At 59.0% G+C, this 26036-nt stretch carries 28 protein-coding genes and 2 pseudogenes; 14 read left to right on the top strand and 16 right to left on the bottom strand.

Translation table 11 applies throughout. The features are described from left to right. Positions 1-77: 77 nt before the first annotated feature. The 5 genes from OLZ32_RS37595 to ccoN are packed head-to-tail and all read right to left on the bottom strand — an operon-like array spanning position 78 to position 3666. The gene (locus OLZ32_RS37595) at positions 78-263 is read right to left on the bottom strand and encodes a hypothetical protein (protein WP_003549668.1); all 186 of its coding nucleotides are present in this window, start codon (positions 261-263) and stop codon (positions 78-80) included. Between the two features lie 11 nt (positions 264-274). Then, positions 275-1138 (bottom strand): cytochrome-c oxidase, cbb3-type subunit III, encoded by an 864-nt coding sequence (ccoP, locus tag OLZ32_RS37590; protein WP_017991519.1) that lies wholly within the window; start codon positions 1136-1138, stop codon positions 275-277. 1 nt (position 1139) lies between these two features. Then, the gene (locus tag OLZ32_RS37585; protein WP_003549664.1) at positions 1140-1292 is read right to left on the bottom strand and encodes a CcoQ/FixQ family Cbb3-type cytochrome c oxidase assembly chaperone; all 153 of its coding nucleotides are present in this window, start codon (positions 1290-1292) and stop codon (positions 1140-1142) included. A gap of 8 nt (positions 1293-1300) precedes the next feature. After that, positions 1301-2035 (bottom strand): cytochrome-c oxidase, cbb3-type subunit II, encoded by a 735-nt coding sequence (gene ccoO, locus OLZ32_RS37580; protein ID WP_003549661.1) that lies wholly within the window; start codon positions 2033-2035, stop codon positions 1301-1303. Positions 2036-2043: 8 nt separating this feature from the next. Further along, positions 2044-3666, bottom strand: a complete 1623-nt coding sequence (gene ccoN / locus OLZ32_RS37575) for a cytochrome-c oxidase, cbb3-type subunit I (RefSeq protein WP_264399901.1) — start codon at positions 3664-3666, stop codon at positions 2044-2046. Between the two features lie 227 nt (positions 3667-3893). Here ccoN and OLZ32_RS37570 point away from each other — a divergent pair, with 227 nt between their 5' ends. From OLZ32_RS37570 to OLZ32_RS37560, 3 genes are all read left to right on the top strand, one after another. Further along, positions 3894-4625, top strand: a complete 732-nt coding sequence (locus tag OLZ32_RS37570) for a Crp/Fnr family transcriptional regulator (protein WP_264399902.1) — start codon at positions 3894-3896, stop codon at positions 4623-4625. A gap of 27 nt (positions 4626-4652) precedes the next feature. Next, positions 4653-6578 carry a hybrid sensor histidine kinase/response regulator gene (locus tag OLZ32_RS37565; protein ID WP_264399903.1) on the top strand — a complete coding sequence of 642 codons (1926 nt, stop codon included), beginning with the start codon at positions 4653-4655 and terminating at the stop codon, positions 6576-6578. A gap of 159 nt (positions 6579-6737) precedes the next feature. Then, on the top strand, positions 6738-7196 hold the full coding sequence (locus OLZ32_RS37560) for a pseudoazurin (protein ID WP_003549655.1): 459 nt from the start codon (positions 6738-6740) through the stop codon (positions 7194-7196). Positions 7197-7303: 107 nt separating this feature from the next. On the opposite strand, the gene OLZ32_RS37555 is transcribed toward OLZ32_RS37560, so the two are convergent. Together OLZ32_RS37555 and hemN are read right to left on the bottom strand one after the other, a co-directional pair. Further along, a complete protein-coding gene (locus OLZ32_RS37555; protein ID WP_003549653.1) occupies positions 7304-7798 on the bottom strand; it encodes a hemerythrin domain-containing protein in 495 nt (164 codons plus the stop codon). A gap of 296 nt (positions 7799-8094) precedes the next feature. Then, entirely contained in the window at positions 8095-9447 is a 1353-nt protein-coding gene (hemN, locus tag OLZ32_RS37550; protein WP_264399904.1) for an oxygen-independent coproporphyrinogen III oxidase, read from the bottom strand. A gap of 292 nt (positions 9448-9739) precedes the next feature. Here hemN and OLZ32_RS39300 point away from each other — a divergent pair, with 292 nt between their 5' ends. Then, positions 9740-10090: a hypothetical protein gene (locus OLZ32_RS39300; RefSeq protein ID WP_319641157.1), complete on the top strand. Its 351-nt coding sequence runs from the start codon at positions 9740-9742 to the stop codon at positions 10088-10090. A 198-nt stretch (positions 10091-10288) separates the two neighbouring features. Here OLZ32_RS39300 and OLZ32_RS37545 read toward each other — a convergent pair whose 3' ends face one another. Next, a complete protein-coding gene (locus OLZ32_RS37545; RefSeq protein ID WP_003549648.1) occupies positions 10289-11041 on the bottom strand; it encodes a Crp/Fnr family transcriptional regulator in 753 nt (250 codons plus the stop codon). Positions 11042-11167: 126 nt separating this feature from the next. On the opposite strand from OLZ32_RS37545, the gene OLZ32_RS37540 reads away from it, so the two are divergent. The 5 genes and pseudogenes from OLZ32_RS37540 to OLZ32_RS37520 form a co-directional block, all read left to right on the top strand. After that, positions 11168-11893: a response regulator gene (locus tag OLZ32_RS37540; protein WP_003549646.1), complete on the top strand. Its 726-nt coding sequence runs from the start codon at positions 11168-11170 to the stop codon at positions 11891-11893. A 275-nt stretch (positions 11894-12168) separates the two neighbouring features. Then, on the top strand, positions 12169-13242 hold the full coding sequence (gene adhP, locus OLZ32_RS37535) for an alcohol dehydrogenase AdhP (protein WP_003549643.1): 1074 nt from the start codon (positions 12169-12171) through the stop codon (positions 13240-13242). A gap of 381 nt (positions 13243-13623) precedes the next feature. Then, positions 13624-14252: pseudogene (locus OLZ32_RS37530) on the top strand (CBS domain-containing protein). A 15-nt stretch (positions 14253-14267) separates the two neighbouring features. After that, entirely contained in the window at positions 14268-14393 is a 126-nt protein-coding gene (locus tag OLZ32_RS37525) for a hypothetical protein (RefSeq protein WP_003549641.1), read from the top strand. Between the two features lie 15 nt (positions 14394-14408). After that, a pseudogene (locus OLZ32_RS37520) lies at positions 14409-14986 on the top strand (ABC transporter ATP-binding protein); the annotation flags it as partial. 97 nt (positions 14987-15083) lie between these two features. Here OLZ32_RS37520 and OLZ32_RS37515 read toward each other — a convergent pair. The 3 genes from OLZ32_RS37515 to OLZ32_RS37505 all read right to left on the bottom strand — a co-directional run bounded on the left by OLZ32_RS37515 (position 15084) and on the right by OLZ32_RS37505 (position 18016). After that, a complete protein-coding gene (locus tag OLZ32_RS37515; protein WP_017992451.1) occupies positions 15084-16610 on the bottom strand; it encodes an acetyl-CoA hydrolase/transferase family protein in 1527 nt (508 codons plus the stop codon). Between the two features lie 12 nt (positions 16611-16622). Next, entirely contained in the window at positions 16623-17447 is an 825-nt protein-coding gene (locus OLZ32_RS37510; RefSeq protein ID WP_026160373.1) for a universal stress protein, read from the bottom strand. 158 nt (positions 17448-17605) lie between these two features. Beyond that, positions 17606-18016, bottom strand: a complete 411-nt coding sequence (locus OLZ32_RS37505; protein WP_157223208.1) for a hypothetical protein — start codon at positions 18014-18016, stop codon at positions 17606-17608. A 411-nt stretch (positions 18017-18427) separates the two neighbouring features. On the opposite strand from OLZ32_RS37505, the gene OLZ32_RS37500 reads away from it, so the two are divergent. Beyond that, positions 18428-18676: a hypothetical protein gene (locus OLZ32_RS37500; RefSeq protein ID WP_020486896.1), complete on the top strand. Its 249-nt coding sequence runs from the start codon at positions 18428-18430 to the stop codon at positions 18674-18676. A gap of 85 nt (positions 18677-18761) precedes the next feature. On the opposite strand, the gene rsgA is transcribed toward OLZ32_RS37500, so the two are convergent. From rsgA to OLZ32_RS37485, 3 genes are all read right to left on the bottom strand, one after another. Continuing rightward, positions 18762-19814, bottom strand: a complete 1053-nt coding sequence (gene rsgA, locus OLZ32_RS37495) for a ribosome small subunit-dependent GTPase A (protein WP_026160372.1) — start codon at positions 19812-19814, stop codon at positions 18762-18764. A 36-nt stretch (positions 19815-19850) separates the two neighbouring features. Next, positions 19851-20027, bottom strand: coding sequence for a hypothetical protein (locus OLZ32_RS37490; protein WP_003549623.1), 177 nt, complete (start codon positions 20025-20027; stop codon positions 19851-19853). 342 nt (positions 20028-20369) lie between these two features. Then, the gene (locus OLZ32_RS37485) at positions 20370-20774 is read right to left on the bottom strand and encodes a baeRF12 domain-containing protein (protein ID WP_003549620.1); all 405 of its coding nucleotides are present in this window, start codon (positions 20772-20774) and stop codon (positions 20370-20372) included. A gap of 268 nt (positions 20775-21042) precedes the next feature. Between OLZ32_RS37485 and OLZ32_RS39535 the strand changes: the two genes are divergently transcribed. Further along, positions 21043-21186 carry a hypothetical protein gene (locus OLZ32_RS39535; protein ID WP_406649436.1) on the top strand — a complete coding sequence of 48 codons (144 nt, stop codon included), beginning with the start codon at positions 21043-21045 and terminating at the stop codon, positions 21184-21186. A 35-nt stretch (positions 21187-21221) separates the two neighbouring features. Here the strand turns inward: OLZ32_RS39535 and OLZ32_RS37475 are convergent, their stop codons facing one another. Then, on the bottom strand, positions 21222-22064 hold the full coding sequence (locus tag OLZ32_RS37475; protein WP_003549618.1) for a 3'(2'),5'-bisphosphate nucleotidase CysQ family protein: 843 nt from the start codon (positions 22062-22064) through the stop codon (positions 21222-21224). A gap of 120 nt (positions 22065-22184) precedes the next feature. On the opposite strand from OLZ32_RS37475, the gene OLZ32_RS37470 reads away from it, so the two are divergent. Then, the gene (locus OLZ32_RS37470; RefSeq protein WP_017992446.1) at positions 22185-23771 is read left to right on the top strand and encodes a bifunctional aminoglycoside phosphotransferase/ATP-binding protein; all 1587 of its coding nucleotides are present in this window, start codon (positions 22185-22187) and stop codon (positions 23769-23771) included. A gap of 140 nt (positions 23772-23911) precedes the next feature. Next, entirely contained in the window at positions 23912-24115 is a 204-nt protein-coding gene (locus OLZ32_RS37465) for an ABC transporter permease (RefSeq protein ID WP_264399905.1), read from the top strand. A gap of 118 nt (positions 24116-24233) precedes the next feature. On the opposite strand, the gene OLZ32_RS39530 is transcribed toward OLZ32_RS37465, so the two are convergent. After that, the gene (locus OLZ32_RS39530; protein ID WP_406649441.1) at positions 24234-24599 is read right to left on the bottom strand and encodes a hypothetical protein; all 366 of its coding nucleotides are present in this window, start codon (positions 24597-24599) and stop codon (positions 24234-24236) included. Positions 24600-24907: 308 nt separating this feature from the next. On the opposite strand from OLZ32_RS39530, the gene OLZ32_RS37460 reads away from it, so the two are divergent. After that, complete coding sequence (locus tag OLZ32_RS37460; protein ID WP_003549591.1) at positions 24908-25774, top strand: universal stress protein; 867 nt, start codon at positions 24908-24910, stop codon at positions 25772-25774. Positions 25775-26036: the final 262 nt, after the last annotated feature.

The following is a 26036-nucleotide window of genomic DNA, read 5'->3' as shown; positions in this document are numbered from 1 at the left end:
CGCCCTGGAGAGAGGGCGTGGCCTGGAGGAGCTGTGGGAGAACCACCACCACTGGGACGTCCTCGACAAGTCTAAAGCTAACGGCTTGTCTGCTCGTGGTCTTTGAGGCAGGTCAAACTGACGATCGAACTGCCGATCTTTGCCGGGTCGTCCTGATCGGAAGGCGGCGGCGTGGCCTTGGCGCGCGCCGACACACGCGATCGTATGGTGGCGCGCGGCGTGCCATAGAGATCGAGGATCGGGTTGTTGCCGTGAGCTGGCATGGCTTTTCTCCTCACGTCCCGCCGCCAAGCGAATGCACGAAAATGGTAAGTTCCTTGACCGTCGTATCGCCGAGACGCCCTGCCCAGGCAGGCATGACGCCATGCTTGGGAGCGGCCACCTGACGGATGATCGCATCCTCGCCGCGTGCCTTCAGCCAGATCGCATCGGCGAGATCCGGCGCGCCCATTTCGGCTTTTCCTTTGGCGTCGTCACCGTGACATGCGGCACAGTTATCGACGAAGACCTGTTTTCCGGCCTCTGCGAGACCGGGGTCCGACGGTGTATTGGTCAGTCCCCAGACGTAAGCCGCGACCTGCCTTGTTTGGAGGGGATCCAGAACATCGGCAAACGGCGGCATCTCGGACGCATGAGTGTCCGTATCCCCGTCGAAACGAATCCCATGCGCGATCGTCGCCTGGATGGCATCCAGGTCTCCGCCCCACAGCCAGTCGTCGTCGTTGAGGTTCGGAAATCCCGGGCCGCCGCTTGCTCCCGAGCCATGGCATGTCGCGCAGTTCACCTTGAATGCAGATGCGCCGCCGGCGATCGCAAATTCGCGAAGGGCAGAATCGGAATCGATCTCGTGTACCGTCTTGGCGGCGATCAGATCATGAAGCGTCGTCTGCGATGCCTTGGCCTGATCCAGGTTCTGCTGCAGCTCGGCGCGGCTGGAAAAGCCCAGCATGCCCTTCGTGGCGTCGGTAATCATCGGGATCGCGGGATATGCGATTGCATAGCCCAACGCCCAGACAATTGTGGCGTAGAAGGTCCATACCCACCAGCGGGGCATCGGATTGTTGAGTTCGCGGATGCCGTCCCATTCATGTCCGGTCGTTTCGACGCCGCTAAATTCGTCGATATGTTTTTCCGACATCTCAATCTTCCTTCAGGGGAATATCGGCGGCCTCTTTCGCCGTCTGCTTGCTGCCTGGGCGAAGGGTGAACACAACGACGCCGACGAAGAATGCCGCCATTGCCAGGAGGCCCCAGCTGTCGGCGAAGTGTCTCATTGCAGTGTAGGTTTCCATGGATCACCTCATCGGTAGCCGGTCGCATCGTCGTAGGTCGAGAAATCGACCAACGTTCCGAGCATCTGCAGGTAGGACACCAAGGCATCCATTTCGGTCAGCGCAGCAGGATCGCCGTCGAAATCGCCGGTCTTCGCCTTCGGATAGCGGGCGAGCAGCGCCGTCGTATCTGCGTTCGGATCGGCTTGGGCCTTCATGTCGGCCTCTGCGTTCGCCAGCATGTCGTCGTTATAAGGCACGCCCACATCCTCGTTGGCCTTCAGGTCCATTCCCACGTCCTTGACCGTCACCCTCTGTTCTTTGAGGAAGGCGTAACTTGGCATGATCGACTCCGGCACGACTGCCCGTGGATCCGCGAGATGCTGGACATGCCATTCGTTGGAATAGCGTGCGCCGACACGGGCCAGATCCGGCCCGGTTCGCTTGGATCCCCACTGGAAAGGATGATCGTACATGGACTCGGCCGCGAGCGAGTAATGGCCGTAACGTTCGACCTCGTCGCGGAACGGCCTGATCATCTGGCTGTGGCAGAGATAGCAGCCTTCGCGGATGTATATGTTTCGTCCGGCCAGCTCGAGCGGCGTATACGGCCGCATGCCTTCCACTTTTTCAATCGTGTTCTGCAAGTAGAACAGCGGTGCGATTTCGACGATGCCGCCGATGCTCACGACGAGCAGCGAGCCAACGAGAAGAAGCGTCGCGTTCTTCTCGAGGATCTGATGTTTATCTAGTATCGATGCCATGTCTCACCTCATTCGGCAGGCTGTGCTTGGGGCACGAAAGTGGTTGGGATCGCAGCTTCGTCGCGCAGGCGGCCACGGATTGTCATGAACACGTTCCAGGCCATGACGAGACCACCCGCCAGGTAAAGCGTTCCGCCCACGGCGCGCAGCACGTAGTAGGGGAACATGGCCGCGACCGTCTCCGCGAAGGAATAGACGAGGAAGCCCTGGGAATTGTACTCGCGCCACATCAGCCCCTGCTGGATGCCGGCAACCCAAAGCACGGCGGCGTAGATGACGATCCCCAGGGTTGCGAGCCAGAAGTGCCAGTTGACCATCCGCGGGCTATAGAGACGCTCGCGTCCCCATAGCTTCGGCGTGAGATAATAGATCGCACCGAAGGTGATCATTCCCACCCAGCCGAGAGCGCCGGAATGCACGTGGCCGATCGTCCATTCGGTATAGTGACTGAGCGAATTGACGGTTTTCACCGACATCATCGGGCCTTCGAAGGTCGACATCCCGTAAAAGGCGATGGCGACGATCATCATACGGATGATCGGATCGGTGCGAATCTTGTCCCAGGCGCCTGAAAGGGTCATGAGACCGTTGATCATGCCGCCCCAGGAGGGCATCCAAAGCATTATCGAGAAAACCATGCCGAGCGTCTGGGCCCAGTCGGGCAATGCCGTGTAGTGCAGATGATGCGGGCCGGCCCAGATGTACATGAAGATCAACGCCCAGAAGTGGATGATCGAGAGCCGGTATGAATAGACGGGTCGGTTGGCCTGCTTCGGCACGAAGTAGTACATCATGCCCAGGAAGCCGGCGGTGAGGAGAAAGCCGACGGCGTTGTGGCCGTACCACCATTGGGTCAGTGCGTCCTGGACGCCCGAGAAGGCGGAATAGCTTTTGGAGCCAAGAAACGAGGCCGGAACCGCCAGGTTGTTGACCACGTGCAGCATCGCAATGGTGACGATGAAGCTGAGATAGAACCAGTTTGCCACGTAGATGTGCGGCTCTTTGCGCTTCAGGATCGTTCCAAGATATACTGCGAGGTAGGCGACCCAGACGATGGTCAGCCAGAGGTCGACGTACCACTCGGGTTCGGCATATTCACGGGCCTGGGTGATTCCGAGAACATATCCGGTCGCAGCCATCACGATGAAAAGCTGGTAACCCCAGAATACGAACCAGGCCAGGCTGCCGCCGAAAAGACGGGCGCGACAGGTGCGTTGCACCACGTAGAACGACGTCATGATCAGCGCGTTGCCGCCAAAGGCGAAGATGACCGCCGATGTGTGAACAGGCCGCAGCCTTCCGAAATTGAGATAAGGCGCGATGTTGAGGTCGGGATAGGCCAGTTGCAGCGCGATGACGACGCCAACCAGGAAGCCGACCACGCCCCAGAATACCGTGGCGATCAGGCCATACCGGATCACCTCGTCGAAATAGCCTGATACATCGACTTTCCGCCGTTGGCCTGCCGGCGAAAAATCAACGTTCCTGACCAGCAGGGCAGCCCCCACGGCGAGGCAGAAAGAAAGTATGCCCATATGGACCGCAAAGAGATGATCATGTGCGAATGCGGCTCCTAGCAGCGCTAGAAACGCCGCGACCGCGATCACCATCGTTTCCGTTGTGTAATTCATGATGTCGTCCCCAGTGCGCCGCCGACCGCGTCGCGGCCGGCTTTCTCGCCAGGACTGTCATGAAGCCGCGAACTGCTCCTTGATCTACATCAACGTGAGGACAGCAAGACGGGGCGAACCGTCGCGGTTACAAACTGTTACAAACTTTCACCGGTTAGCACTGTCCGATCATTCCGCTGTGACGCAGAGGCGTTCCAATGTGCCGACCGACAACGAGGAACACGACGATGCTGATGCAGAAAAACCAGGTGTTCGAACATGCCGAAATGACGGAGGAGACGATCCACGCCGGTCAATCTCTGTCAGCGCTCTTCCTCACCTCGGCGACGGAACTCGTCCCCGCCGGCAGAGCCATCTGTTGGGAGGGCGACGAGGCGAAACATCTTTTCCAGCTCGTTGAGGGAGTTGTTCGCCTCTATCGCATCGTCGGCGACGGTCGCCGTGTGATCACCGCGTTTCAATTCGCCGGCGACCTCATCGGCGCATCGCTGCAAGGCGATTTCCTTTTCACGGCGGAGGCAGTTACCGAATGCAAGATTCGCCGCGTATCCCGGAAGAGCTTCGACGACGAAGTCGCCCGGTCGGATGCTCTTCACACCGCATACATCTTCCTGCTCTGCCGTGAGACGGCTGCCGCACATGAACAGATGGTGCTGCTATCGAAGAAGAACGCCGAGGAGCGCCTGTGCAGTTTCATCGCTAAGCTTGCATCTCGCCGCAATCTTCAGGCGCGGCAAAGCATGTTGCGCATCCCTATGAGTCGGCAGGACATTGCGGACCATCTCGGTTTGACCATTGAAACCGTGTCGCGCACTCTCACGAAGCTTGCATCGCGAAACGTCGTCATTCCCGAGGGCAGGCATGATTTGCGAATCGTCAATCTCACCTGCCTCACGCAGTTGTCCGGCGACGCTGATGATTTTTTGGAGGAATCCTGTCATAGGGTCAGCTTGCACTGATGCAACGAAGCCGCAGGATCGACGTTCATGCCCCACCGCCTCGTATCGCCGAGAACCGTATCGTCCCACGAGCTGGATGCAATGGTGCACGTGCTGGACGGAGCTGACATCCTGATCCATCGGTTTGACGGAACCATCACGCATTGGTCCATCGGCTGCGAGAACATGTATGGCTGGGCAAGAGAAGAAGCTATCGGGGAGAAGGTGCACGAATTGCTGGCGACGCAATTCCCCGAACCGGTGGAAAACATCCGCGACCAGCTGAAGTCGCGTGGCTCCTGGCAGGGTGAAATCATTCATCGTCACAAGAGCGGGCACGACATTCATGTCGCGTCACGCTGCGTGCTGGTCAATCTGCCGGATGGAGATCTTGCCGTCATACAGACGAACAGCGACGTCAGCGCGTTGCGGCGAGCTCAAGAAGTGGTCAAATCCCGCGAAGCGCACCTGAGTTCGATCCTCGACACCGTACCGGACGCCATGGTGGTGATCGATGACAAGGGAGTGGTGCTTTCCTTCAGCAAGGCCGCCGAGACGCTGTTTGGAATGTCTTCAGACCAGATTTGCGGCCGCAACGTCAGCAATCTGATGCCGAACCCTTACCGCGATGCTCACGATGGCTACATCAATCATTATCTCGATACGGACGAGAAACGCATCATCGGCTATGGGCGCATCGTCACCGGGAAACGGGCTGATGGGTCGCAATTTCCGATGGAACTCCACGTCGGCGAGGCGACGGCAAACGGAGAGCGGATATTCACCGGTTTTATCCGCGATCTCACAAGTCGTTACAAAATCGAGGAAGATCTTCGTCAGTCGCAGAAGATGGAAGCCGTCGGGCAGTTGACCGGAGGCATCGCGCATGACTTCAACAATCTCCTCACCGTCATCAGCGGCAACCTCGAAATGATCGAGGATAAGCTGCCGCCCGGCAGCCTTCGTGAAATTCTGGGAGAGGCTCAGGCCGCGGCGGCGGATGGAGCGGTGCTTACGGCTCAACTGCTGGCTTTCGGCCGACGGCAGCCGCTGAATTCAAAGCACGCGGATCTTGGTCAGCTTGTAAGTGGCTTTTCGGATCTGCTCCGGCGAACGCTCGGCGAAGATATCAGGTTGTCGACCGTCATCGATGGATCAGGCCTGAATGTCCTTGTGGATAGCTCGCAGCTCCAGAACGCCATTCTGAACATCGCTTTGAACGCAAGGGACGCCATGCCCAAAGGCGGCAGTCTCACGACGACGATCTCGCGGGTCCATCTCGATGCCGACTATGCGAAAATGTATCCGGAGCTGCGCAGCGGCAACTTCGTGCTCGTCACAATGACGGATACCGGTTCCGGTATGACCGAGGAGGTCAAGAAGCACGCGATAGAGCCATTTTTTACAACGAAGGAAGTTGGCTCGGGCACAGGTCTCGGGCTCAGCATGGTCTATGGTTTCGTGAAGCAATCGGGCGGGCATCTCCAGCTCTACAGCGAGGTGGGGCGCGGCACGACAGTCCGGATATATCTCCCCGCCATCAATGGCGCGAAGCCTCAAGAGCCGGTACCGGACCATGGCTCCGGTGACAACCAACTGCCACAAGGGGACGAAGTGGTGCTGGTCGTCGAAGATGACGCCCGTGTCCGCCGCGTGGCCGTCGCCAGGCTTGCGTCGATGGGCTATACGGTGCGTGAAGCCGAAAACGGTCACCGCGCGCTCGGTCTCCTGAAGGAAAATCCTGACGTCGCGCTCCTCTTTACCGACATCGTGATGCCGGGCGGGATCACGGGGGACGAACTCGCAAAAGAGGTGCGCATATTGCGGCCGGACATTGCCGTGCTCTTCACGTCGGGATATTCCGAACCGGGTCTCGCAGGCAATGATACGGTTCCGGGCGCGCAATGGCTGCGCAAACCCTATACCGCAAAGGAGCTGGCGTTGCGGGTCCGCGAACTTCTCGACGCGAAGTGACATCCAGGGTGACCATTCCGATTTTGAATCTTCGCCGGCGCGACGCGCGAAGTGCGTGCTTTCTCCCGCGTTTGACGAGCATCAAAGAACCAGGGTCCGGCATGTCTTAAAAGATGTTCGCGAGGCTAAATCAGATCTCGTAGAACAGGAGATATGCAAATGCGTTTGAAATTCGGTCTGATCGTTGCAACGGCAGCCCTGATCGCTTCGGCTGCACCGTTGATGGCTGCCGACCACCAGGTTCAGATGCTGAACAAGGGCACCGACGGTGCGATGGTGTTCGAGCCCGGCTTTCTGAAGATTGCCCCCGGCGACACCGTAACGTTCATTCCCACGGACAAGAGCCACAATGTCGAGACGTTCAAGGGGCTCATTCCCGACGGCGTTTCAGAGTTCAAATCCAAGCCGAGCGAGCAGTATCAGGTAAAGTTCGACGTTTCGGGTGCTTATGTGTTGAAGTGCACGCCACACGTGGGCATGGGCATGGTTGCATTGATCCAGGTCGGCGACAACCCGGCTAATCTTGAGCCGATCAAGATCGCCAAGGTGCCGAACATGGTGCGCAAGAGGCTGGATGCCGACCTCGCGCAGATCACCCAGGCTCAGATCACTCAGTGATTGAACGACAGGTGCGGACGGCGCCGCTTGCGCGCCGTGCCGCACGACAAGAACCATCATCGTCAAGCCCGCAGCAATTGCTTCGTGATTGTCTTTCAGCGCGCTGCTCAGGCCGTTTCCGCCTGAGCAGTCACGTTGGGCGAACGCGACACCGGTTCATCCTCCATTGCCCGTTGAAGCAGCCTGATGATCTCCTGTTCCGACTTGATATGCCTGCGCAGCGAACAGAAGAACGAACGCAGCTGATATCCTACAGCTTCCCAGGAGAGTCGGCAGCGTCCCTCGCTCAGAGTTTCCAGCGTGAAGACGACGTGCTGCGCCGCGTCATGGTCGAATAGACGACCGGCGTACCGGCGTTCCCTTGCATCGGCCAGCTCTTCGACCTCCATGATCAGTCCGAGTGCGGGCGAGATCGAGCGCTCTTCGAGCTGGTGCGTCGTCAGCAACAGCGGGATCAGACCGCCTGAAATACGGCAGCAGAGGCTTTCATCGATATGGCAAGGCAGAAAGTCGGCGATTGCCTGTAGCACGTCACACCATGACATAAGCTGATCATAGCAGCTTTCGAGTGCTTCGAAGCTGTTCAGGATTGGGTTCTTCATCCTATTACCTCTGCAGGGACAAGCTGGCGAGCGATTGCCATGGCGGCAGGAACCGCGCGGTCAACGCCCATTCGTTGCAGGACACCGGTCTGGCAGTGGTGATTGCAAATAGGACGATCAGGGATGTTGCTCTCGATAGCCCGGTCTGCGAACCAGTCATCACGGTCTCCTTTCACCCGAACCTAGGCTGTCTGATCGATGGGCTCTTTGCTCTCGATCAAAGAGATAGCGGGATACATCTCGCGACGGCATTCCTGTCCTGAAGGCGGACCATCGAACAAGGGCTGGTTTCTCGCTCAAGCGGCCTTGCTGTGCGTGCGCCCGTGCGAACCGAAATATGAGTCGAATGCCGCAGCAACGGCGCGGACCATGAACCGTGCGTCCTGAGACACGACAATCCGATCTCCGAAAATCGTCGCGACGCCATCGGCGACGAGGTCGTTGAGCCGCTCGTTTCGCTCGATGAGGAATTCGATGTCAAAACCCGACTCCTTGCTCAATCGTCCGAGATCGACTTCGAAATCACACATAAGCCGCTCGATTATTTTGGCCCGAAGCTTGTCCTCTTCGGTCAGAAGATATCCCTTGGCTGTCGGCAGGATGCCGGAAGCAACCCGCTCTTGATACAGACCCAATGGCACATGGTTCTGGATATAACCGGTCGGCAGCCGCCCGATCGCCGAAGCACCGAGGCCGATCAGCGTATTGCAATCATCCGTGGTGTAGCCTTGAAAATTCCTTCTCATCGTGCCGTTGCGCGCAGCGACTGCGAGTTGATCGTCCGGCAGCGCAAAATGATCGAGCCCGATGCGCGCATATCCGGCCTTTACAAGCTCTTCCGCGATGGCTTCGGCCTGCTCGTTTCGCTGTTTTGCATCCGGAAGCGACGCTTCATCTATGAGGCGCTGGTGCTTCTTGAAGGCCGGTATGTGAGCATAACCGAAAACGGCGAAACGCTCCGGACGCAGCTGCGCGGCCAGTCTGACGGTTTCGATGCAGGATTGCACGGTCTGTTTCGGAAGACCGTATATCAAATCGAAGTTGATACTAGAGATGCCCACGGAGCGTAGCCCGCTGACCGCGATCTCCGTCTGCTCGAAAGATTGCATTCGGTTGATCGCGGCTTGCACGATCGGGTCAAAGCTCTGAACGCCGAGGCTTACGCGATCGACACCGCTTTCGCCCAGCGCTTCGATCATCGGAACGGCCAATGTCCGTGGATCGATTTCAGCCGCGATGCTCGCATCCGCCTCAAACCTGAACGCACTCCGCAGCTTTGCCATCACTGCAGCAAACTGCTGCGGCCTCATGATCGTTGGAGTGCCGCCGCCGAAATGAACGTTCTTTACGGAGACTTCGTTACCGGCCGCAAAGGATACAAGCTCGATCTCCTGGCTCATGACATCCAGGTATTCGCGAACCGGGCCATCCTGTCGGGTGATGCTCGTGTGACAACCGCAGTACCAGCACATTGAGCGGCAGTATGGGACGTGGAGATAGACGGAGACGGGTCCGGCTTCTTCAATATTTGCGAGTCCCCTCGCATATTCATCCGGTCCCACAGTGGCTGAAAAGGCTGGCGCCGTTGGGTAGCTCGTGTAGCGCGGGAACCGCGCGTCGCCATACTTGGCGACCAGACAGTCGGACATTGTCGCATCCTTTGACAAAAACAGGATGGTTATGATGTCGAACCGCGCGACCTTCCTTGTTCTAAATCAATGTTGGCATCCACTCGTAACCGAGGTCCCACATAGCTATTTGGACGTTGCCCACCGTCGAATGGCGGGCCGCTGATTCATCGGCTGACAGGCGAATGCATACCGGCATACGCCGTCATGGCCATAAGCTCCAAGAGTTGTCGCACGGCAATGATGCCGAGTTGACCGAGGTCAAAGTGTCATTGCACCGATGTCGTACCTTGGAAGGAACCTGGGAGCATCAATGGCTGGCAGCGGTTCATGCAACGCAGGATTCTGCTCGAAGGAGATGAAAGTGCAGCACGATGTCGTCACCGCAAGCCTGAATACGCGAGATAAGTCGGGGCGCATAGATGTGCGTTTCGGCGCAGGCATGAAAACGGTCGTTGTCTCCAGGCGCGCACTGCTATCCATAGCCTCGCCACCTCGCGCAACTGAAGTTCGCTTTCTTCAGTACGTCGACGCGTTCTGTGAAATCGTGGCGAGCGGCCTTGGTTCAAAGAGGTCCGGCGGCGACGTGGTCCTGGTCACGGCAAACGACGTCCGCAGATGGCGCCGCGCGTGGCTATCGTCCGAAGTTGCGACGGGGATATAAGCTGTACCTCCCGATGCCGCTTCATTGAAGCGCGTCGCGTGAACCTCATTCATGCAGCACGCCACTAAAGCGCATCGCGATCTTTCAGATTCGCTCTTCGCGCTTTAAGTCTTTGTTTTTCCGCATGTCGTTGTCGCTAAACCGCTGCACACTCTTGCGCGACATGCTTTAGGCGTTCTGGCTTTCGTCACTTCGGGATCATTGGCGCTGCCTTCCGGCGTAACCGATCAAGCCGCGTTCGTCGCCATCATATTCATCATCGTCGCCGGAGAGCTGCACGAGTGTCGCGTATTTCATGATGCGCACGCAATGACGGCCGGCCGATACCAGGATCCCCTTGTTCGCCAGCTTCGTCATCATTCGCGACACAGTTTCGATCGTCAGGCCGAGATAGTCGGCTATGTCGAGCCGAGTCATCGGCAGCTCGACGATGGCATTGGATCGGCAATGACCCGGGTCACGGCGAAGCTGCTTCAACAGGAAACTGCAGAGGCGCTCCTCGGCATCCTTGCAGGACAGGAGCACCATCTGATCCTGGGCGGCGGCCATCTCGTCGCGAAGCCGGGTGAAGACCTCCGGCCGCAGCTCCGGGGAGTTGCTGACTTCGGCCTCGAAAGCCTTGCGTGAGAAGCGGCGAACCTTGGTATCGGTGACTGCCTCGGCGCTGTAGAGATAGTGGTTCTTCAACGATACGCCGACGATGTCGCCGGCATGGAGGAAACCGGTGATGACCCGGCGGCCATCGGAGATGATCCTGAAGACGCGCAGGTTCCCCTCAACCACTTCAAAGAGGTGTTTGGCGACGTCGCCCTCGAAGAACAGTGACTGGCCGGCGGCCAGATGTTCGACCGGCTGCTTTCTGAAAAGCGCCTGCAAGCAGTTCGGCTCGGAGCCGAGAAGCGCCGTGTTGGCGATTTCTAGAGCGGGGTGAAAATGGGTTGCCTGCAGCATGACCGTTCCCTCTGTGCTGTCGATGAGGACAATTGACCGGCTTCTGGTGACACACCGATGCCACGCGTGTTAAAGACGGTGCCATTGGGTAACAGTCTGTAACAAGCGCGGCTTGACGGATGGGCGATGGCAACACTTCAGCATGACGCGCATCTTCTCGTCGTCGACGACGATCCGCGCATTCGTCAGATGCTGACGCGCTATTTCGAGGACGAAGGTTACGCTGTCTCGTCCGCCTCCGACGGGATCGAGATGCGGGTACGCATGCGCCAGCAGAATTTCGATGCCATCCTGCTCGACCTTGTCCTTCCCGGCGGCACGGATGGCCTTGATCTTGCCCGCGAAATTCGCGCCCAATCCGATGTTCCGATCATGATGCTGACGGGCCGCGACGACGTCGTCGACCGGATCGTCGGTCTGGAAATCGGCGCCGACGATTACATCGCCAAACCCTTCCACCTCAGAGAAGTCCATGCACGGCTGAAGTCGATCCTGCGTCGGCGGCAATCTTCGTCACGCAATGCCGAGCCGGTCAGCGAGGAAATCATCGGCTTCGAGTATTGGAAGCTCAATCTCAGTCGCCGCCAGCTTGTTGATCCCCAAGGTGCGGAGATCGAATTGACGACCGGCGAATTCGACATGCTGGCAACCTTCGTGCGGCATGCCGGCCGGGTGCTAACCCGTGACGTGTTGATGGATCTGACCCGGGGCCGAAACCTCGAAGCCTTCGACCGGACGATCGATGCCCAGATCGTCCGGCTGCGCCGCAAAATCGAAACAGATCCGAAGAGACCGCAATTCATCAAGGCCGTCCGCGGCGTCGGCTACGTCTTTACTGCCAGGCTGGATTGACGAGTTTAGGACATGGTGACGCTTGCGACGGCCACTTCCGTGGTCCGCCCGCGGATGGTTTCGTGAAGCAGTTGCCTCGTCAGATGTTTGCGCTCGGGATAGGGATTATGATTCCTCGGCCCTGCACCCCTCGACATGTTGCAAGAGACGAGATCAAACCGGCGCGCGCAGTGTGCCTTGAACGCCGTCAAGAACCGCTTTGCGATGAATCAATGCGCCGCCGGGCGCCGCCTTCATCATCCCCGCCGAACAAACATCGCGAAGGGATGAAGATCATGACGAACAAACTGATGAAGGCGGCAGTGGTGCGCGAATTCGGCAAACCGCTCGCAATCGAATGCATGCCGGTGCCTGTTCCCGGGCCAGGCGAAATTCTGGTGAAGGTCGTCGCATGCGGCGTCTGCCATACCGATCTGCACGCAGCCGAAGGCGACTGGCCTGTCAAGCCGACGCCGCCCTTCATTCCAGGCCATGAGGCGGCCGGCATCGTTGCCGCCCTCGGTCCCGGCGTCACCGAATTCAAGGAAGGCGATGCCGTCGGCGTCGCCTGGCTTCACGACGCCTGCCTTCGCTGCGAATATTGCGAAACCGGCTGGGAAACGCTTTGCGAACACCAGCACAATACCGGCTACAGTTGCAACGGCGGCTTTGCTGAATACGTCATCGCCTCCGCAGCCTTCGCCGCCCACCTTCCCCAAAACGTCAACTTCGCCGAGATCGCGCCGATCCTCTGCGCCGGCGTCACGACGTACAAGGGCTTGAAGGAAACCGAGGCGCGGCCCGGTGAATGGGTGGCAATATCAGGTGTCGGCGGACTCGGTCACGTCGCGATCCAATATGCCAAGGCGATGGGCCTCAAGGTAATCGCCCTCGATGTCGCCGCCGGCAAGCTCGACCTCGCCCGCCAGGTCGGCGCCGACCTCGCCCTCAATGCGCTGTCCGAAGACACAATCGAGAAAGTGCTGAAGGTGACGAGCGGCGGCGCCCATGGTGTGCTTGTCACCGCCGTCTCTCCACCTGCATTCTCGCAGGCACTCAGCATGGTGCGCCGCAAAGGCACCGTCAGCCTTGTCGGCCTGCCGCCGGGCAACTTCCCGATGCCGATCTTTGACGTGGTGCTGAAACGCATCACAGTGCGTGGTTCGATCGTCGGAACACGCCGTGACCTCGATGAAGCGCTCGCATTCGCCACCGAAGGTCGTGTCCGGGCCGAGATCGCAAAGGCGCCGCTCGATGATGTCAACGATATCTTTGCCGGTCTGAAGGCGGGAACGATCGAGGGGCGCATGGTGCTCGACATTGCCGGGCAGGCGAGCGCATTCGCGACGCAGGGACAGTCTGCTGCCTAGCCAACCACTGCGCAGCAGTCCCGCCGCCGCGAAGCGGCGGGACGCCGGCATTTCCAACAGCAGCAGAACAGCTTGCCGTAACATGCGTTGATTATTGATCTGATAGGGACGGCTGCAAGCGTTACCATGGCGACGCGCTGGCCTACGGGCAAAATGCCCTGTGCCGCTGCCCGCGTCCATGTCTGCTTGCCTCTTTAATTTTGACGTCGATCAAAGCAACCCGCTTTCATCGACGCTACCTTCTTCCCACTGGTTCAAGCGCGGCCGCCCTCCGACGCGATCGATATCCAGCCAACGGTTTCGTCGCCAAACGCTGACCCATTCGAAACCTTCGGAGCGCCATCGGCGCGATCCCAAACTTGCCTTCATCAGGAGTTGAAAATGCTCGTTCAAGCCATCATGACCTCGCCGCCGATCACCGTAACGGCATCCTGCTCCGTTGCCGAAGCCGCGAAGCGAATGCTCGACAACAAGATCAGCGGCCTGCCGGTCGTTGATGCAGACGGAGCGCTCGTCGGTATCGTCAGCGACGGCGATTTCCTGCGCCGTAGTGAGCTGAACACCGAGCGTAAACGTTCCTGGCTACTCGAATGGCTGACCAGCCCGGGCAAGATCGCCGACGAATATGTCCGCGCTCATGGGCGACGGGTCGAGGAAGTGATGACCGCACCGGTCAGCGCGATCGCGCCAACCGCTCCGACCTGCTGCGCGCGCTGTCGCAAGCTCTGCCGGCCGCCGCCGTTTCCGCAAGCGATGCGCAGATCCAGGCAGCGATCGACACCGAGCTTGCCCGGCAGAGCTGGAGCCGTAACGGCTTCATCCATTGCCGGGTCACGAACGGCGTTGCCGAGCTGAGTGGCACCATCTTTGACGAACGCGAGCGTCTCGCCGCGAAAGTCGCGGTGGAGAATGTCCCGGGCGTGACGTCGATCAAGGACCAGCTCGTCTGGGTCGATCCCTATTATGGCGTCGCAATCCCGCCCCCGGAGACCGAGGCCAGACAGGGCTGAACTCAAGGGAAAACTATGGAACACCCGGCTCTCAACGATCGCATGGGGCAACTGCTGGCCACCTCGATGCTCGCAATGTCGGCAACGTTCGCACTTCTCTTTCCCGACAGGGAAAAACTCGCCGTCTCATCGGAAGGGTGAGGGTCAGGACGTCAAGTGCCGAAAAACCTGTTCGGTTTCGTGCTCCTCATGGGTCGCCATCATCAGATCGCGATTGCCGCCCTTTCGATCCTCCTCTTCCTCGCCGGTACCGCGCCGCTGGAAGTGCAAAGGCGCATCATCAACGCGGCCACAGGGGGCGCTTCCTACCAGGCCATCCTGATTCTTGTTTTCGCTTACCTCGGCCTCGCCCTTCTGGAAGGTCTGACCAAGCTGGCGTTGAACCTCTATCGCGGATGGGCCGGCGAGGTCGCGATCCGCTGGCTTCGCATGGGCGTGCTCGCCGCATCCGAGTGCTCTCACGAATCTCCCGTCGATGCACTCGCCGAAGGTGTCCAGCTTTCGATCGTCCTGGCCAAGGCGGAACCCGTCGGCATCTTCGCGCTCGGCGGCTATTATTTCGTCACTGGCAAGACTGAGATAGGCACGGTCGTCGCCTTCATCTCCGGTCTGTCCAAGATCACTGATCCCTGGGGGAACTGGTCGACTGGTACCGTGACCTCAAAGTCACCCAGGTCAAATACACCCTGATCCGCGATGCGAGCGATGCCGCCACCACTTTACGGGGCGAAGGCGGAAGTGCCGGCGCTGACGCCGTAAAGGCTTGGATCGTGGGCAGGGCTGTCTGCTCGGATGTCCGATGCCGCCTTCCCGATCTCGTTTATACGTTTGTCACGGAATTTGTGAGGATGCCTTACGGACGGCCACTTGCGACAACATCCGTCCCGTTCGGCGAAGGTTATCGTGCCATCCGAGGGCTTCTTCGATCAGATGCGGCGTATGCCCGCCGCGCAACAGCGCCCGCCGATAATATTCCGCGAGCATCTCCCGGTAGCTTGGGTGCACGCAATTGGCAATAATGACTTTGGCGCGCTCTCGTGGCGCCAGTCCGCGAAGATCGGCAAGACCGATTTCGGTAACGAGAATATCGACATCATGCTCGGTATGATCGACATGGCTGACCATCGGCACGACGCGTGAGATCGCCCCGTCCTTGGCAAGCGATTTCGTCACGAAGATCGACATATAGGCGTTGCGGGCGAAATCGCCGGAGCCGCCGATGCCGTTCATCATGTGCGTGCCGCCGACATGGGTCGAGTTAACGTTGCCGTAGATGTCCAATTCCAATGCCGTGTTGATCGCAATGATACCGAGCCGGCGGATGACTTCGGGATGGTTGCTGATTTCCTGCGGTCGCAGCACCAGCCGCTGTTTGTAGTGCTCGATCCCGGAAAGCACGCTGCGATGCCTTTGCGTCGAGAGTGTCATGGAGGATCCGGAAGCAAAGGCGAGCTTACCGGCATCGATCAGGTCGAAGGTCGAATCTTGCAGCACCTCGGAATAGAGGGTGAGATCGTGGAAGGGCGTCGCGGTGAAGCCATAAAGCACGGCATTGGCGATCGTCCCGATGCCGGCCTGCAGCGGCTGCAGCCTTTCCGTCAGCCGGCCACGCCGCACCTCGTTCAACAGGAATTCGGTCAGATGACCGGCGATCGCGTTGGTCTCGGCATCCGGCGGCTCCACCGTAGCGGCACTGTCGCTGCTCTGCGTGATGACGATTGCCGCGATCTTTTCCGCAGGGATAGGAATGAACGGCACGCCGATGCGGCAGTCGGGTGCCACGATCGGGATTGCCTCGCGGCTCGGCCGATTGGTCGGAATATAGATGTCGTGGAGCCCCTCGAGTGCTTCCGGCTGAGACAGGTTGATCTCGACGATCACTTTCGGGGCGAGAATCGCGAAACTCGCCGAATTTCCGACTGAGGTGGTCGGTACGATGCCGCCATCTTCTGTGATTGCGGTCGCTTCGACGACGGCGACGTCGACCGGCGTGAGTTGTCCGCTGCGCAGGGACTCGACGGTCTCGGAAAGATGCTGGTCGATGAACATCACGTCGCCGGCATTGATCGCCTCGCGCATGACAGGATCCGACTGGAAAGGCATGCGCCGCGCGATGACATGCGCCTCGACGAGAGTTCTATCGAGATTGTGGCCAAGCGAGGCGCCAGTCATCAGCGTGATCTTCAGCGGATCGCGCCTTGCCCTTTCCGCCAGAGCCAGCGGCACCGCTCTAGCCTCGCCGGCCCGCGTAAAGCCGCTCATGCCGACGGTCATCCCATCCGTGATCAGACGCGCCGCTTCATCGGCACTGACAATACGATCCCAGAGCTTCGCGCTTCGGAGACGGTCCTTGAACATAGCGAGCAGTCCTCAATGCGACATCAGGATAGGCAGGCTGATATTGGTCAGCACGGCTTGGGTAGCGCCGCCAAGCACGAATTCGCGCAGGCGCGAGTGACCGAAACCGCCCATGACGAGAAGGTCTGCTCGCAACTCGAAGGCCTTGGTCTGTAGCACTTCTCCGACCGGTTCGCCGTGCGCACGTACGCGTGTCGCCTCCGCCTTTACGCCGCTCTTCAGCAGATTCTCGACGAGATAATCGCCCGTCTCGTATTTCACGGGCTTCTCATCGATAACGGAGAGCAGACGGACCTTGGAAGCCCGCTCCAGGAAAAACGAGGCATCATGTGCCGCCCGTGCGGCAGCGCAGCTGCCATCCCAGGCGATGGCGACGTGGTCCATTCGGCCACCGAAAGGTGCAGACGGATACAGGAGGAGCGGCCGACCGGACGCAAATAGCACCGCCTCGACGATCGGACGGGAGATCCCGGCCGATTCCAGCAACACCAGATCGTAGGCGCGCGATGCTTCCGAAAGGACTTCGACGACGAAAGGCTCCGCAGTCTTGATCTCGCGCGTGCGTACGTCCACGCAAGCCGCTTTTGCCGCATCGACCGCCATCCGGGTCAGCGCCGAGGCACGCTTGCGACTGAGTGCCCCGGCGTCCCGCGCCATCTTCCCCGCATCGATGATCAGCGACGACAGTGCATTGGAAACGTCGGGAATGGTAATCTCCATTGCACAGACGGTAAGTGTCGCCTGCATGTGGTGTGCAAGTGCGACGGCGTTGGCAATCATGATTTCCGAAGTCGCATCCGGATAGGTGAGGAGCGGAAGAAAGAGGTGTTGCTTCATGCTAGTCTCCAGACGAAAGAGGCGAGACCTGATATTTGCTACAGTCTGGCATCGCTCTGGAATTACGAATTGACGTACGTCAAAGATGGCGCCCTGCTGAGTAACGATGGCGTTGATCAGTGGGCCCGCCTTCCGGCCGGCGCAAGGCATGAACCATTTCAGCAGATACTTGCCGGCTTGCTTTTGACATGCGCACCTTGCCGCCATGAAAGGAGATCGTCCGCGCTAATTCGGATGCGACCATCCGGTTCGACGTCGCCGCGATCATACTTCGCGGACGCAATGCGGCTGAACAGCTCGATATTTTCCTGAAGTCGGTTCTCGTCGCAACGTCGTGGTTCTGCGACCTCCAGAAGGGCTGCCCTGTCAATGACGACCATCTGATTTGCGCCGCCTGCATCCATCGCAAGCAACGCTTCGTCGCCGGACGACTTCATCATCCCACTGATCAGCTTTAATGACATCATCTTATCTCCGGACCGGTTGATCTCCCTGGAAAACTTGCCGCAGGAAAGCTCTTGGACGACCTCGGCAAGTTGCGGGAAACCATACCCCGGCTTGAAAAACATGCCTTGATAAATATCAAAGGAAATAGCTTGCCGAATGAATGGGGAAGGTAGGGTAGGGGAGCTACAAGAGCCACAGCAGCCTCGGATCAGGGCACGGATTATCGAACGTGACGGCCCAGGAACAGATAGGCGGTGGGATACAGCGGCATGCAAATCACTTGCTTGGTGAATAGCGGATCGACGGTTCGCATCCGTTCAAGAGCACTAAACGGGCGGGGCCCCGGCTGAGTCGTGCCGATTTGCAACGATTGCTTCGAGTCTTTCTCGCAACACCTGAGCGGGAACTGTAATCTTGGACGGATTTGGCTGGATCAGAACGTTTCAGTTACGGTATCCGTAGGACTGCGAAGCGATTTGCGCGAGCGGGACAGCTAGAGAAAGCAAGTCCGCATCTCCTAAAGCAGGACCTTGATGAACGCGGATATGATAGCCGCCTGGGCGGTGGAAAATGGATTCCATGCGATGGATTCCGGGAATTATCGTCGCCATGACAATGCAGGCGTGATCACGATTGAGATAAAGAGGATGTCATTCCTCCTCATCGATGAGAGGCAAGGATTGCGACCGCGCCTCATATCGCGGTTGTTCAAAGACATATCCCTCACAAGCGGGAGCGGCCGCTTGCAGGGTCTTCTTCTTGACCGCAATCCCGATCATTGAGCGCTAACGCTTCCCCCAGCCCAGCCAATTCAGGTGGCGGATCATGGCTGACGCCGATGAGCACCGTCGCAAACGTTCAACACGTTCAATATTTCTTCTTGCGAACGATCTTGTTGCCGCGGGGTCCGCTCACGACCGGTGTTCGGTCGCGGTTTTCGGCAAGCAGGTTCCGCCAGCGTTCCAGGCGATCGGCGACCAGGGCACCGCTTGCGACAGCTGCCTGGACCGCACACCCGGGTTCATGGGCATGGGTGCAATCGCGAAAGCGGCAAAGCGGCGCCAGTTCAGTTATTTCAGCAAAGAGGGTGTCTATACCGTCGGCACCATCACTCACGTAAAGCGTTCTTATTCCCGGCGTATCGATGACCCAGCCGCCGCCTGAAATTGCATGCAGGGATCGCGCCGTGGTTGTGTGCCGGCCCTGCGCGTCATATTCTCGGATGGTGCCTGTCTTTTGCTTTGTGTCGGATTCAGGCCCGGTCATGGTGTTCACCAGCGTTGATTTTCCGACACCAGAAGCTCCCACCAACGCAACCGTCTGGCCAACGCCGCACCAGGGCCTCAACAGGGAAACGGCGTCCGCGGAGCGCCCATTCAAGGCAATAACAGGCAGATCGCGTTGCAAAGCCTCGGCTTGCGCCTGGAACATGCCGGCATCTTCCGCGGTGTCGGCCTTCGTCAGCACAATCACCGGATTGCTCCCGGCCTGATTGGCCATGATCAGATAACGTTCCAGCCTCGCAAGATTGAAATCGGCATTGCACGAGGTCACGATCAACAGGGTGTCGATGTTGGCGGCAACAAGTTGCTGGCCACGCCCGCCTTCCGGGCGTCGTTGAAAGACGCTTTTTCGGTCGAGGCGTCTGATAAGTATGTTAGTCAGGGCATCGGCAAGAACCCAGTCGCCGACCGCGTAATCACCAGTACTGGTATTGGATGGAAATTCGAGGCCGACCGGCCCGGTGACATCGATTGCCTCGATGCGTGCCCGGTGAACTGAAGCGATGCGTCGGGGGATCAAATCCGCTTCGCTGGGCTGGACCTGGTCCGCGAAGAATTCAGACCACCCAAGCAGTTCCAGCGGTGAAGAAAGTCGGGAGCTGGTCAAATCTTGTTCCACGTTCGGTAAGGCCACCATAAAGGGTTTTTCCAATGATCTTCCGCGGCTTCTCGCCTAGCTGCGTGGATGATCCCGTTTTGGCAACGAGGTTGCGTAAGCAGCGGCTTCGCCGGGGTAGGGGAAATCGTCCCCGAGCTGACGGTCGCCATCGTAGACTTTGAAGGCAGGCCCTTCAACTTCAACGATCTTATAGCCATTCACGTATTCGATCTTCGGTGTTTTCCAGCCCATCAAAAGCGCTCCAGTCCGGTCCGAGGGTTCTCTCTGAAGATGGTGCCAAGACCTCATACTCGGCGGTCTATGACCTATCAGGTGCTTCACGATTAGCCAACGCCGGTTCGATCCCGTTCAAGACCACTGTACGTATGCAAATTCGGCAAAGAGTCACCGACAGGCCACGAGCAATCGTTGATGAGCGCATTCGCCAGTTCGGCACCTGTGACGTAGGATTGCAAGCTGAGTTTATTCTCCACAAAAGGGAATAGGCCAGGTCCATAAGCAACAATCCGCGAGCCGATGAAATTGTGAACCACTTCGAATCCCATGCAGGCGGCTGTAAAAGAGATCGAAGCATCAGGCGAGCACTATTGCGGCCTCAATCTCGCTGGTGGATTGTCCGGCGAGGTCCTTGGCGATCTCCGCAAGCAGTCGCTCGGTCAAGGCAGCATGGAAGTGACGGCGCAATTCCCCCAGCGAACGCGGGTCAGCAATCACAATCAATTTCCGAATTTGACTCTCGAGCACCTGCTTGTTGAGATAGCCTGCAACGGCAGCGGCAAAATCATCTTCCCTCAGCCGCTGGTCGTCCGGATTGGCTGCGCTGCTTCGATGTCGGATACCAGAGCCGGCATGAGCCGGTTCAAGAGCAGGCTCCGGCAGGGCGGCAAGATCGACATGCGGCTCGTGTCCCACGTTGCGAAAAAGCCGCAAACTCCGTCCGTCGATCACGGCAATGGTAACATCATTCGGCACGATCATCTCGTTCTCCGCTTCGTATATCAGTTAACGCTTTTCGGCTCATACCGCCCCGGGACTCGTGATTCCAGGCAGCGCTGTCTGGCTGCGATCCAGCCGCATTTCAAAATGAACCAACGTGGCAATTAAGCTTTGATTCACATCAATCATGGGTACGACGCGCAGACTTTCGACCCAAAGCTCCCTGTGACGCCATCGTTTTCCCGTGTGGAGGGATCCACATGCGTGATCTTCCGGCTATACCCTATGCGCTGATCTCGGGGAGCCAAGCGTGGTTTCGGTCGCAAATCTGACGCGCAAGGATGCGGAGGCATTCTGCGCGATCGCCCGCCAGGCAGGTGTCAGGACCCATACAACCGTCTATCCGCTTGCCTTAGCCAATACGGTGCTTGACGCTTGCGTGCCGGCCGATTGAGTGCAGCGGCTGTCTTGAAACGTTGAGCCACGAGCCTATTGCTGGGTTGCAACTGCGGATGTGATTTCGAGTTCCCGTATGGTTGCAATCAGCCGTGCAGCAAGCTGCGGCGTTCGCGCGGCGATGAAGCCATCCTGCTTGAGTTTCCCCGTGCAGTTGCAACTGAGGGACGTTCCATCCGTCTGCAGAACGACGCCGCCGGCAGCTTCGATAATCGCCTGGCCGGCAGCGCAGTCCCAGATCATCGTCGGAGCGAGCCGAAGATAGAAATCGGCCTCGGCCGCAGCCACCAGGGCGAATTTCAGCGATGACCCGATTTCTTCAACGTTGCAGGGCTGCAGCGTGGCCAGGAGCGCTTTTGTGCGAGGATCGAGATGAGAGCGGCTGACGAGCGCGATCGGATGACGCCGTCGAGCGAAAGGGCGTGGAAGGCTGCGGCGCTGCCCTCCGCCTGTTTGCTCGAATGCAAATCCACCGCCGTAGGAAAAGAAGAGCCGGTCACGGGCGGGGGCATAGATCAGTCCCGCGCTCGCATGGCTATTCTCGACTAGGGCGATATTGACGGCAAATTCGTCGCGACCTTTTATGAATTCCTTCGTGCCGTCGAGCGGATCGATTACGAGAACGGAATCCGAGTCCCTGCGGGCCTGAAAGACGAGGCTATCTTCTTCGCTGACGACAGGGATTGCCGGAAAGAGCGCCATGCATGCTGCGCGCAGGATTTCATTGCTTGCAAGATCGGCGGAGGTGACGGGTGAACCGTCCTGCTTGGCTCTTACGGCAACGTGGTCGTCCTGCAAAACGAGCGCGGCACCGCCGGCTTTCCGGATCACCGGGACCAGCGCTTCGACAAGCTCCCTTCTCGAAGACAGGTTCATCTTCATCTCCCAGCAACACCACGCCCTCGGTTTCATTTCTAAGATGCGGCGGCGCTCCGATCATTGATGCGGGTCAATGCATTGTCGCGGAATTGGGGCGATGTTTTCGATAGTGCGGCCATGTCAGCTGAAAGTTTGCAGATGATCACGGAAGACCAGTCGGCAACCATTTCCTTTCTCAACGGCGCGTTGTCCCGTGATGGGGAGCCTGTCGAAGTGATCGAGACGCACATCTCGCGCATTTTTCTTGCCGGGGACCGCGCCTACAAGATGAAGCGGGCTGTGAAGCTGCCCTATGCCGATTTTTCCTCGGCGGAGAAAAGACTTGCGACATGCCGGAAAGAGGTGGAATTGAACACGCCCACAGCGCCGGGCATCTACCTCGGCGTCAGAGCGATTACACTGGAAAAGGATGGTCGCCTTGCGCTTGATGGTCAGGGGATTGTGCATGATGCTCTGGTGGAGATGCGGCGTTTCGATCAGTCGCTGCTACTCGACCATATCGCCACCGCCGGCGGATTGACGCCGTCGATGATGACATCCCTTGCAAGGGCGATCGTCGCCTATCACCGTCTCGCCCCGGTCGTCGGTACCAGCGGCGGGGCGGCCAGCATGGCTGCGGTGCTGAAGGTCAATGAGGCCGGGTTTGCGACCAGTCATGTCTTTTCCACTGCGGAGGTGGAGGAACTGACCGCGGCGTTCGAGCGGCACCTCGCACAGCTCGCCGAGCTTCTGGACCGGCGGGAGCAGTCGGGCAAGGTTCGGCGTTGCCATGGCGACCTGCATCTCCGCAACATATTCCTGCTTGATGGCGAACCATGCCTGTTCGATTGCATCGAGTTCAACGATCAGATCGCCACGACCGATATTCTCTACGATCTCGCCTTCCTGCTGATGGACCTCTGGCATCGCGGGCATCCCGAGTTAGCGAACCTCGTGATGAACCGCTATCTCGACGAGACGGACGAGGACGATGGCTTTGCAGCGCTGCCGTTCTTCATCGCCGTCCGCGCTGCCGTGCGGGCGCATGTGATCGCCACTCAGGCGGAGGATGCCGGTGATCGTGCGGCGGTGTTGATCGATGAGGCGCGTTCCTATTTCCAGCTTGCTCGGTCTCAACTGCAGCAGGTGCCGGGACGGCTTGTCGCTGTCGGTGGCCTCAGCGGATCGGGAAAGACGACGCTTGCAGAAGTGCTGGCGCCGCGCATCGGCCTCGCGCCGGGTGCTCGCATCATCGAAAGCGACCGCATTCGCAAGGCAATGCACGGCGTTCCGGCGGAGACCAGACTGCCGCAGGCCGCATACCGGCCCGAAGTTTCCGCAAAGGTCTATCAGGAGATGGCCTGGCGAGCCCGTCTCATCCTGGCGGAAGGCGGTTCGGCGGTGGCCGATGCGGTCTTCGACAAGCCGGTCAACCGGCGGATGATCGAGGAAGCTGCGGAAGAAGGCCACCATCCCTTTTCGGCCTTCTGGCTCGAAGCCGATCCGGCATTGCTGTGGCAGCGCGTTGCGGCACGGGTTGGCAGTCCCTCCGACGCGACTGTCGATATCCTGGCGCACCAGCTCGCGCATGAGACGGGCGCCGTCGCATGGCCGCGCCTCGACGCCACGCAGCCCGCCGCAAGGCTCGCCGACGAGATCATGCGGCGCATTGAGGAGAAAGTCCTCGAGCCCGTCCCCTATCAGCCGGCAGACTGCTCTTCCTGATGAAGGCCGTGAGCGCTTGCTTCCTGGAGGTCTAGGATTCGTTACCGGACGATTGCGGATCGAACAGCGTTCCCTTTCACCACGGGCGATAGCGGCGGCATCCTCCAGCTTGCCGCTTGCCGCTTGGCAGCACGACGCCGATGGACAGCATGCCGCTCTGGCTGCAATACGCGATGGTGATTTCGCCCGCGCCGCATTTCGTCTCGATATCGCAGGCGATCCTTTATCGTGGCGCCGGCTGGGATGCCGTCTGGCCGGACGCCATCGCACTGAGCTTGATTGGTATTCTCTTTTTTGTGGGCGCGCTGATGCGCTTCCGCAGGGCGCTGGCCGAGGCGCGATAGGGGGAGGCGCGCAGCTATTCCACGCGGGTAATCGCTTGGGCAGTCGTGACAGGTCCGGGATGATCTGTCGCCAGACGAGGCTCTTGATGCATATTCTCTCATCTGAGGGCATTCCGGCCTAACGATGGTCAGGACCATGCATCGCCCTCAACCGGCGAATTGTCTCGCAGCCGCCAGGCTTTGATGAAACTGTCGTCTTCCTGCCGATCGCTTCGGCCGCTGCCTCCACCAATTGAAAAGCATATTCCACCGCTGCTTCCGTATCATCGGGGGAGAGTTTTTCCGCGCGGCAACGGATTTGAAGCAGCCGTCTGATCCGGCGTTTGATCCCACGCATAGCGGCGCCGTCCGAGTGAGCGAAAAGCTGTCGCAGGCAGCTGGTTGCGACCACTTCGGAAACCAGGAGCTTTCCCTCGATTTCGCCGAGCGTCGGCACGGCAAACCGCGCTCCTCCAGTCTGACAGTCACGATCTGTAACCAACATCGTCGTTCTCCTGTTACTTCGGCTTTCGATCATTCGTCGTTGAGCGCTCTTTTCACCCGGCGCAGGATCACCAATCGTCCCTTTCGATCGGCACTACGACGCAACCGCTCTTCCAGATCGAGAACGATTGACTGGTACTCATTGTGCCAATCGGGATGACCAACTTCTTGCAGTCACAGATCCGGCCGCGCCGTGAAAATACAAACTGGATCTGACATGGTGCCCTCGATTGCTTGAGCATCCTAACCGGCAGGAACACCGCCGCTTTGCGTCAGATCAATGAATTGTGAGAGCGAGGAAGATTAGGATTGATTTTCTCCAACAAGAAAGGCGATCCGATCATGACCATTAAAACTGTTTTGAGTGTCCTTGGCGTCAATCACTTCGAGGCAGATTTGAAGGGTGCCATTGATTTTTGTGAAACCCGCGGCGCTCACCTGACCGCAATGGTGATTTCGATGGGCGCGGCGCCCCCCATCGGTTCCGCCGAAGTTGTCTCGACCGTCTGGATCGAGGAACGCCAGCGGGAAGTCGACAGTCTGGCCGACAAGGCGTCCGAGATCAAAGCTATCCTCGCACGAAGCGAGGCCTCCTCCGAGGTACAGGAGATCTACACCGAATTCGCCTGGGCGGATGAAGATATCGCCGAGCGGGCACTCTATGCCGATCTCGTCCTGATCGGCCCGCAGGCTGCCGGTGACCGAGAGCTTCGGCGCAGAGTCATAGACGGCGCCTTGTTCCGGTCGCCGACACCGATGCTGATCAATCCGAAAAATACGAATATCGGACTTGCTCCCAAGTCAATCCTACTGGCGTGGGACTCCAGCGACGAGGCCTCGCGGGCAGCGCGCCAGTCGATCGAGTTTCTGCAGGCTGCAGAATCGGTACATGTTACCCTCGTCGATCCGCGGGCATCATCATCTGCGAATGGCGAAGAGCCCGGCGCTGACGTTGCCACCTTTCTGGCACGGCACGGGATAGAGGTTGATGTGGATTGCGTCGCAAGCGGCGGCCGCCGCGTCGGCGAGGTACTACGCCAGCATTCGGTGGACGTCGCCGCCGACATGATCGTCATGGGCGCATATAATCATTCTCGACTGCAGCAGCGTCTTTTTGGCGGTGTGACGCGGTCGATGGTGGAGGAAACCAAGATTCCTCTCTTCCTCGCCCACTGAGCAAGACGCCCGGGACCCTCCTGGGCGTCTTTCCCTGACGATCTTTTTTTCACTCGACTGAGAGCGCCGCACGACCGGTAGACGTTTTCATTCGCGCGCATCCATTCGACCTTTCGGCCGGGCATTGAAAAAGCTGTCGTCTCAGTTCCCGTGGCCCTGGTGTCGCCAGGGTATGGACCGCCGGCGCAATAGTCGTTATTTGCACGCCACGTTGCGATGCTGAAAACGTCGCCGATCACCGCAGACACCCAAGGCTTCTCAC

The organism is Rhizobium acaciae (assembly GCF_025941625.1).
Taxonomy (GTDB): domain Bacteria; phylum Pseudomonadota; class Alphaproteobacteria; order Rhizobiales; family Rhizobiaceae; genus Rhizobium; species Rhizobium acaciae.
This window is presented reverse-complemented; position numbering and strand designations above follow the sequence as displayed.

What these genes read in the sequence shown, in the direction of transcription:
- OLZ32_RS37475 (WP_003549618.1), bottom strand. Translation starts at nt 22,064, where the DNA reads ATGAACCTGTCTTCGAGAAGGGAGCTTGTCGAAGCGCTGGTCCCGGTG.
- OLZ32_RS37545 (WP_003549648.1), bottom strand. Translation starts at nt 11,041, where the DNA reads ATGCTGCAGGCAACCCATTTTCACCCCGCTCTAGAAATCGCCAACACG.
- hemN (WP_264399904.1), bottom strand. Translation starts at nt 9,447, where the DNA reads ATGTCCGACTGTCTGGTCGCCAAGTATGGCGACGCGCGGTTCCCGCGC.
- OLZ32_RS37585 (WP_003549664.1), bottom strand. Translation starts at nt 1,292, where the DNA reads ATGGAAACCTACACTGCAATGAGACACTTCGCCGACAGCTGGGGCCTC.
- ccoO (WP_003549661.1), bottom strand. Translation starts at nt 2,035, where the DNA reads ATGGCATCGATACTAGATAAACATCAGATCCTCGAGAAGAACGCGACG.
- OLZ32_RS37540 (WP_003549646.1), top strand. Translation starts at nt 11,168, where the DNA reads ATGGCAACACTTCAGCATGACGCGCATCTTCTCGTCGTCGACGACGAT.
- adhP (WP_003549643.1), top strand. Translation starts at nt 12,169, where the DNA reads ATGACGAACAAACTGATGAAGGCGGCAGTGGTGCGCGAATTCGGCAAA.
- OLZ32_RS37525 (WP_003549641.1), top strand. Translation starts at nt 14,268, where the DNA reads ATGGAACACCCGGCTCTCAACGATCGCATGGGGCAACTGCTGGCCACC.
- OLZ32_RS37570 (WP_264399902.1), top strand. Translation starts at nt 3,894, where the DNA reads ATGCTGATGCAGAAAAACCAGGTGTTCGAACATGCCGAAATGACGGAG.
- ccoN (WP_264399901.1), bottom strand. Translation starts at nt 3,666, where the DNA reads ATGAATTACACAACGGAAACGATGGTGATCGCGGTCGCGGCGTTTCTA.
- OLZ32_RS37470 (WP_017992446.1), top strand. Translation starts at nt 22,185, where the DNA reads ATGTCAGCTGAAAGTTTGCAGATGATCACGGAAGACCAGTCGGCAACC.
- OLZ32_RS37465 (WP_264399905.1), top strand. Translation starts at nt 23,912, where the DNA reads ATGGACAGCATGCCGCTCTGGCTGCAATACGCGATGGTGATTTCGCCC.
- OLZ32_RS37565 (WP_264399903.1), top strand. Translation starts at nt 4,653, where the DNA reads ATGCCCCACCGCCTCGTATCGCCGAGAACCGTATCGTCCCACGAGCTG.
- OLZ32_RS37515 (WP_017992451.1), bottom strand. Translation starts at nt 16,610, where the DNA reads ATGTTCAAGGACCGTCTCCGAAGCGCGAAGCTCTGGGATCGTATTGTC.
- OLZ32_RS37490 (WP_003549623.1), bottom strand. Translation starts at nt 20,027, where the DNA reads ATGGGCTGGAAAACACCGAAGATCGAATACGTGAATGGCTATAAGATC.
- OLZ32_RS39530 (WP_406649441.1), bottom strand. Translation starts at nt 24,599, where the DNA reads ATGTTGGTTACAGATCGTGACTGTCAGACTGGAGGAGCGCGGTTTGCC.
- OLZ32_RS37555 (WP_003549653.1), bottom strand. Translation starts at nt 7,798, where the DNA reads ATGAAGAACCCAATCCTGAACAGCTTCGAAGCACTCGAAAGCTGCTAT.
- rsgA (WP_026160372.1), bottom strand. Translation starts at nt 19,814, where the DNA reads ATGGTGGCCTTACCGAACGTGGAACAAGATTTGACCAGCTCCCGACTT.
- OLZ32_RS37500 (WP_020486896.1), top strand. Translation starts at nt 18,428, where the DNA reads ATGAACGCGGATATGATAGCCGCCTGGGCGGTGGAAAATGGATTCCAT.
- OLZ32_RS37560 (WP_003549655.1), top strand. Translation starts at nt 6,738, where the DNA reads ATGCGTTTGAAATTCGGTCTGATCGTTGCAACGGCAGCCCTGATCGCT.
- OLZ32_RS37485 (WP_003549620.1), bottom strand. Translation starts at nt 20,774, where the DNA reads ATGATCGTGCCGAATGATGTTACCATTGCCGTGATCGACGGACGGAGT.
- ccoP (WP_017991519.1), bottom strand. Translation starts at nt 1,138, where the DNA reads ATGTCGGAAAAACATATCGACGAATTTAGCGGCGTCGAAACGACCGGA.
- OLZ32_RS37510 (WP_026160373.1), bottom strand. Translation starts at nt 17,447, where the DNA reads ATGAAGCAACACCTCTTTCTTCCGCTCCTCACCTATCCGGATGCGACT.
- OLZ32_RS37595 (WP_003549668.1), bottom strand. Translation starts at nt 263, where the DNA reads ATGCCAGCTCACGGCAACAACCCGATCCTCGATCTCTATGGCACGCCG.
- OLZ32_RS39300 (WP_319641157.1), top strand. Translation starts at nt 9,740, where the DNA reads ATGGCTGGCAGCGGTTCATGCAACGCAGGATTCTGCTCGAAGGAGATG.
- OLZ32_RS37505 (WP_157223208.1), bottom strand. Translation starts at nt 18,016, where the DNA reads ATGTTTTTCAAGCCGGGGTATGGTTTCCCGCAACTTGCCGAGGTCGTC.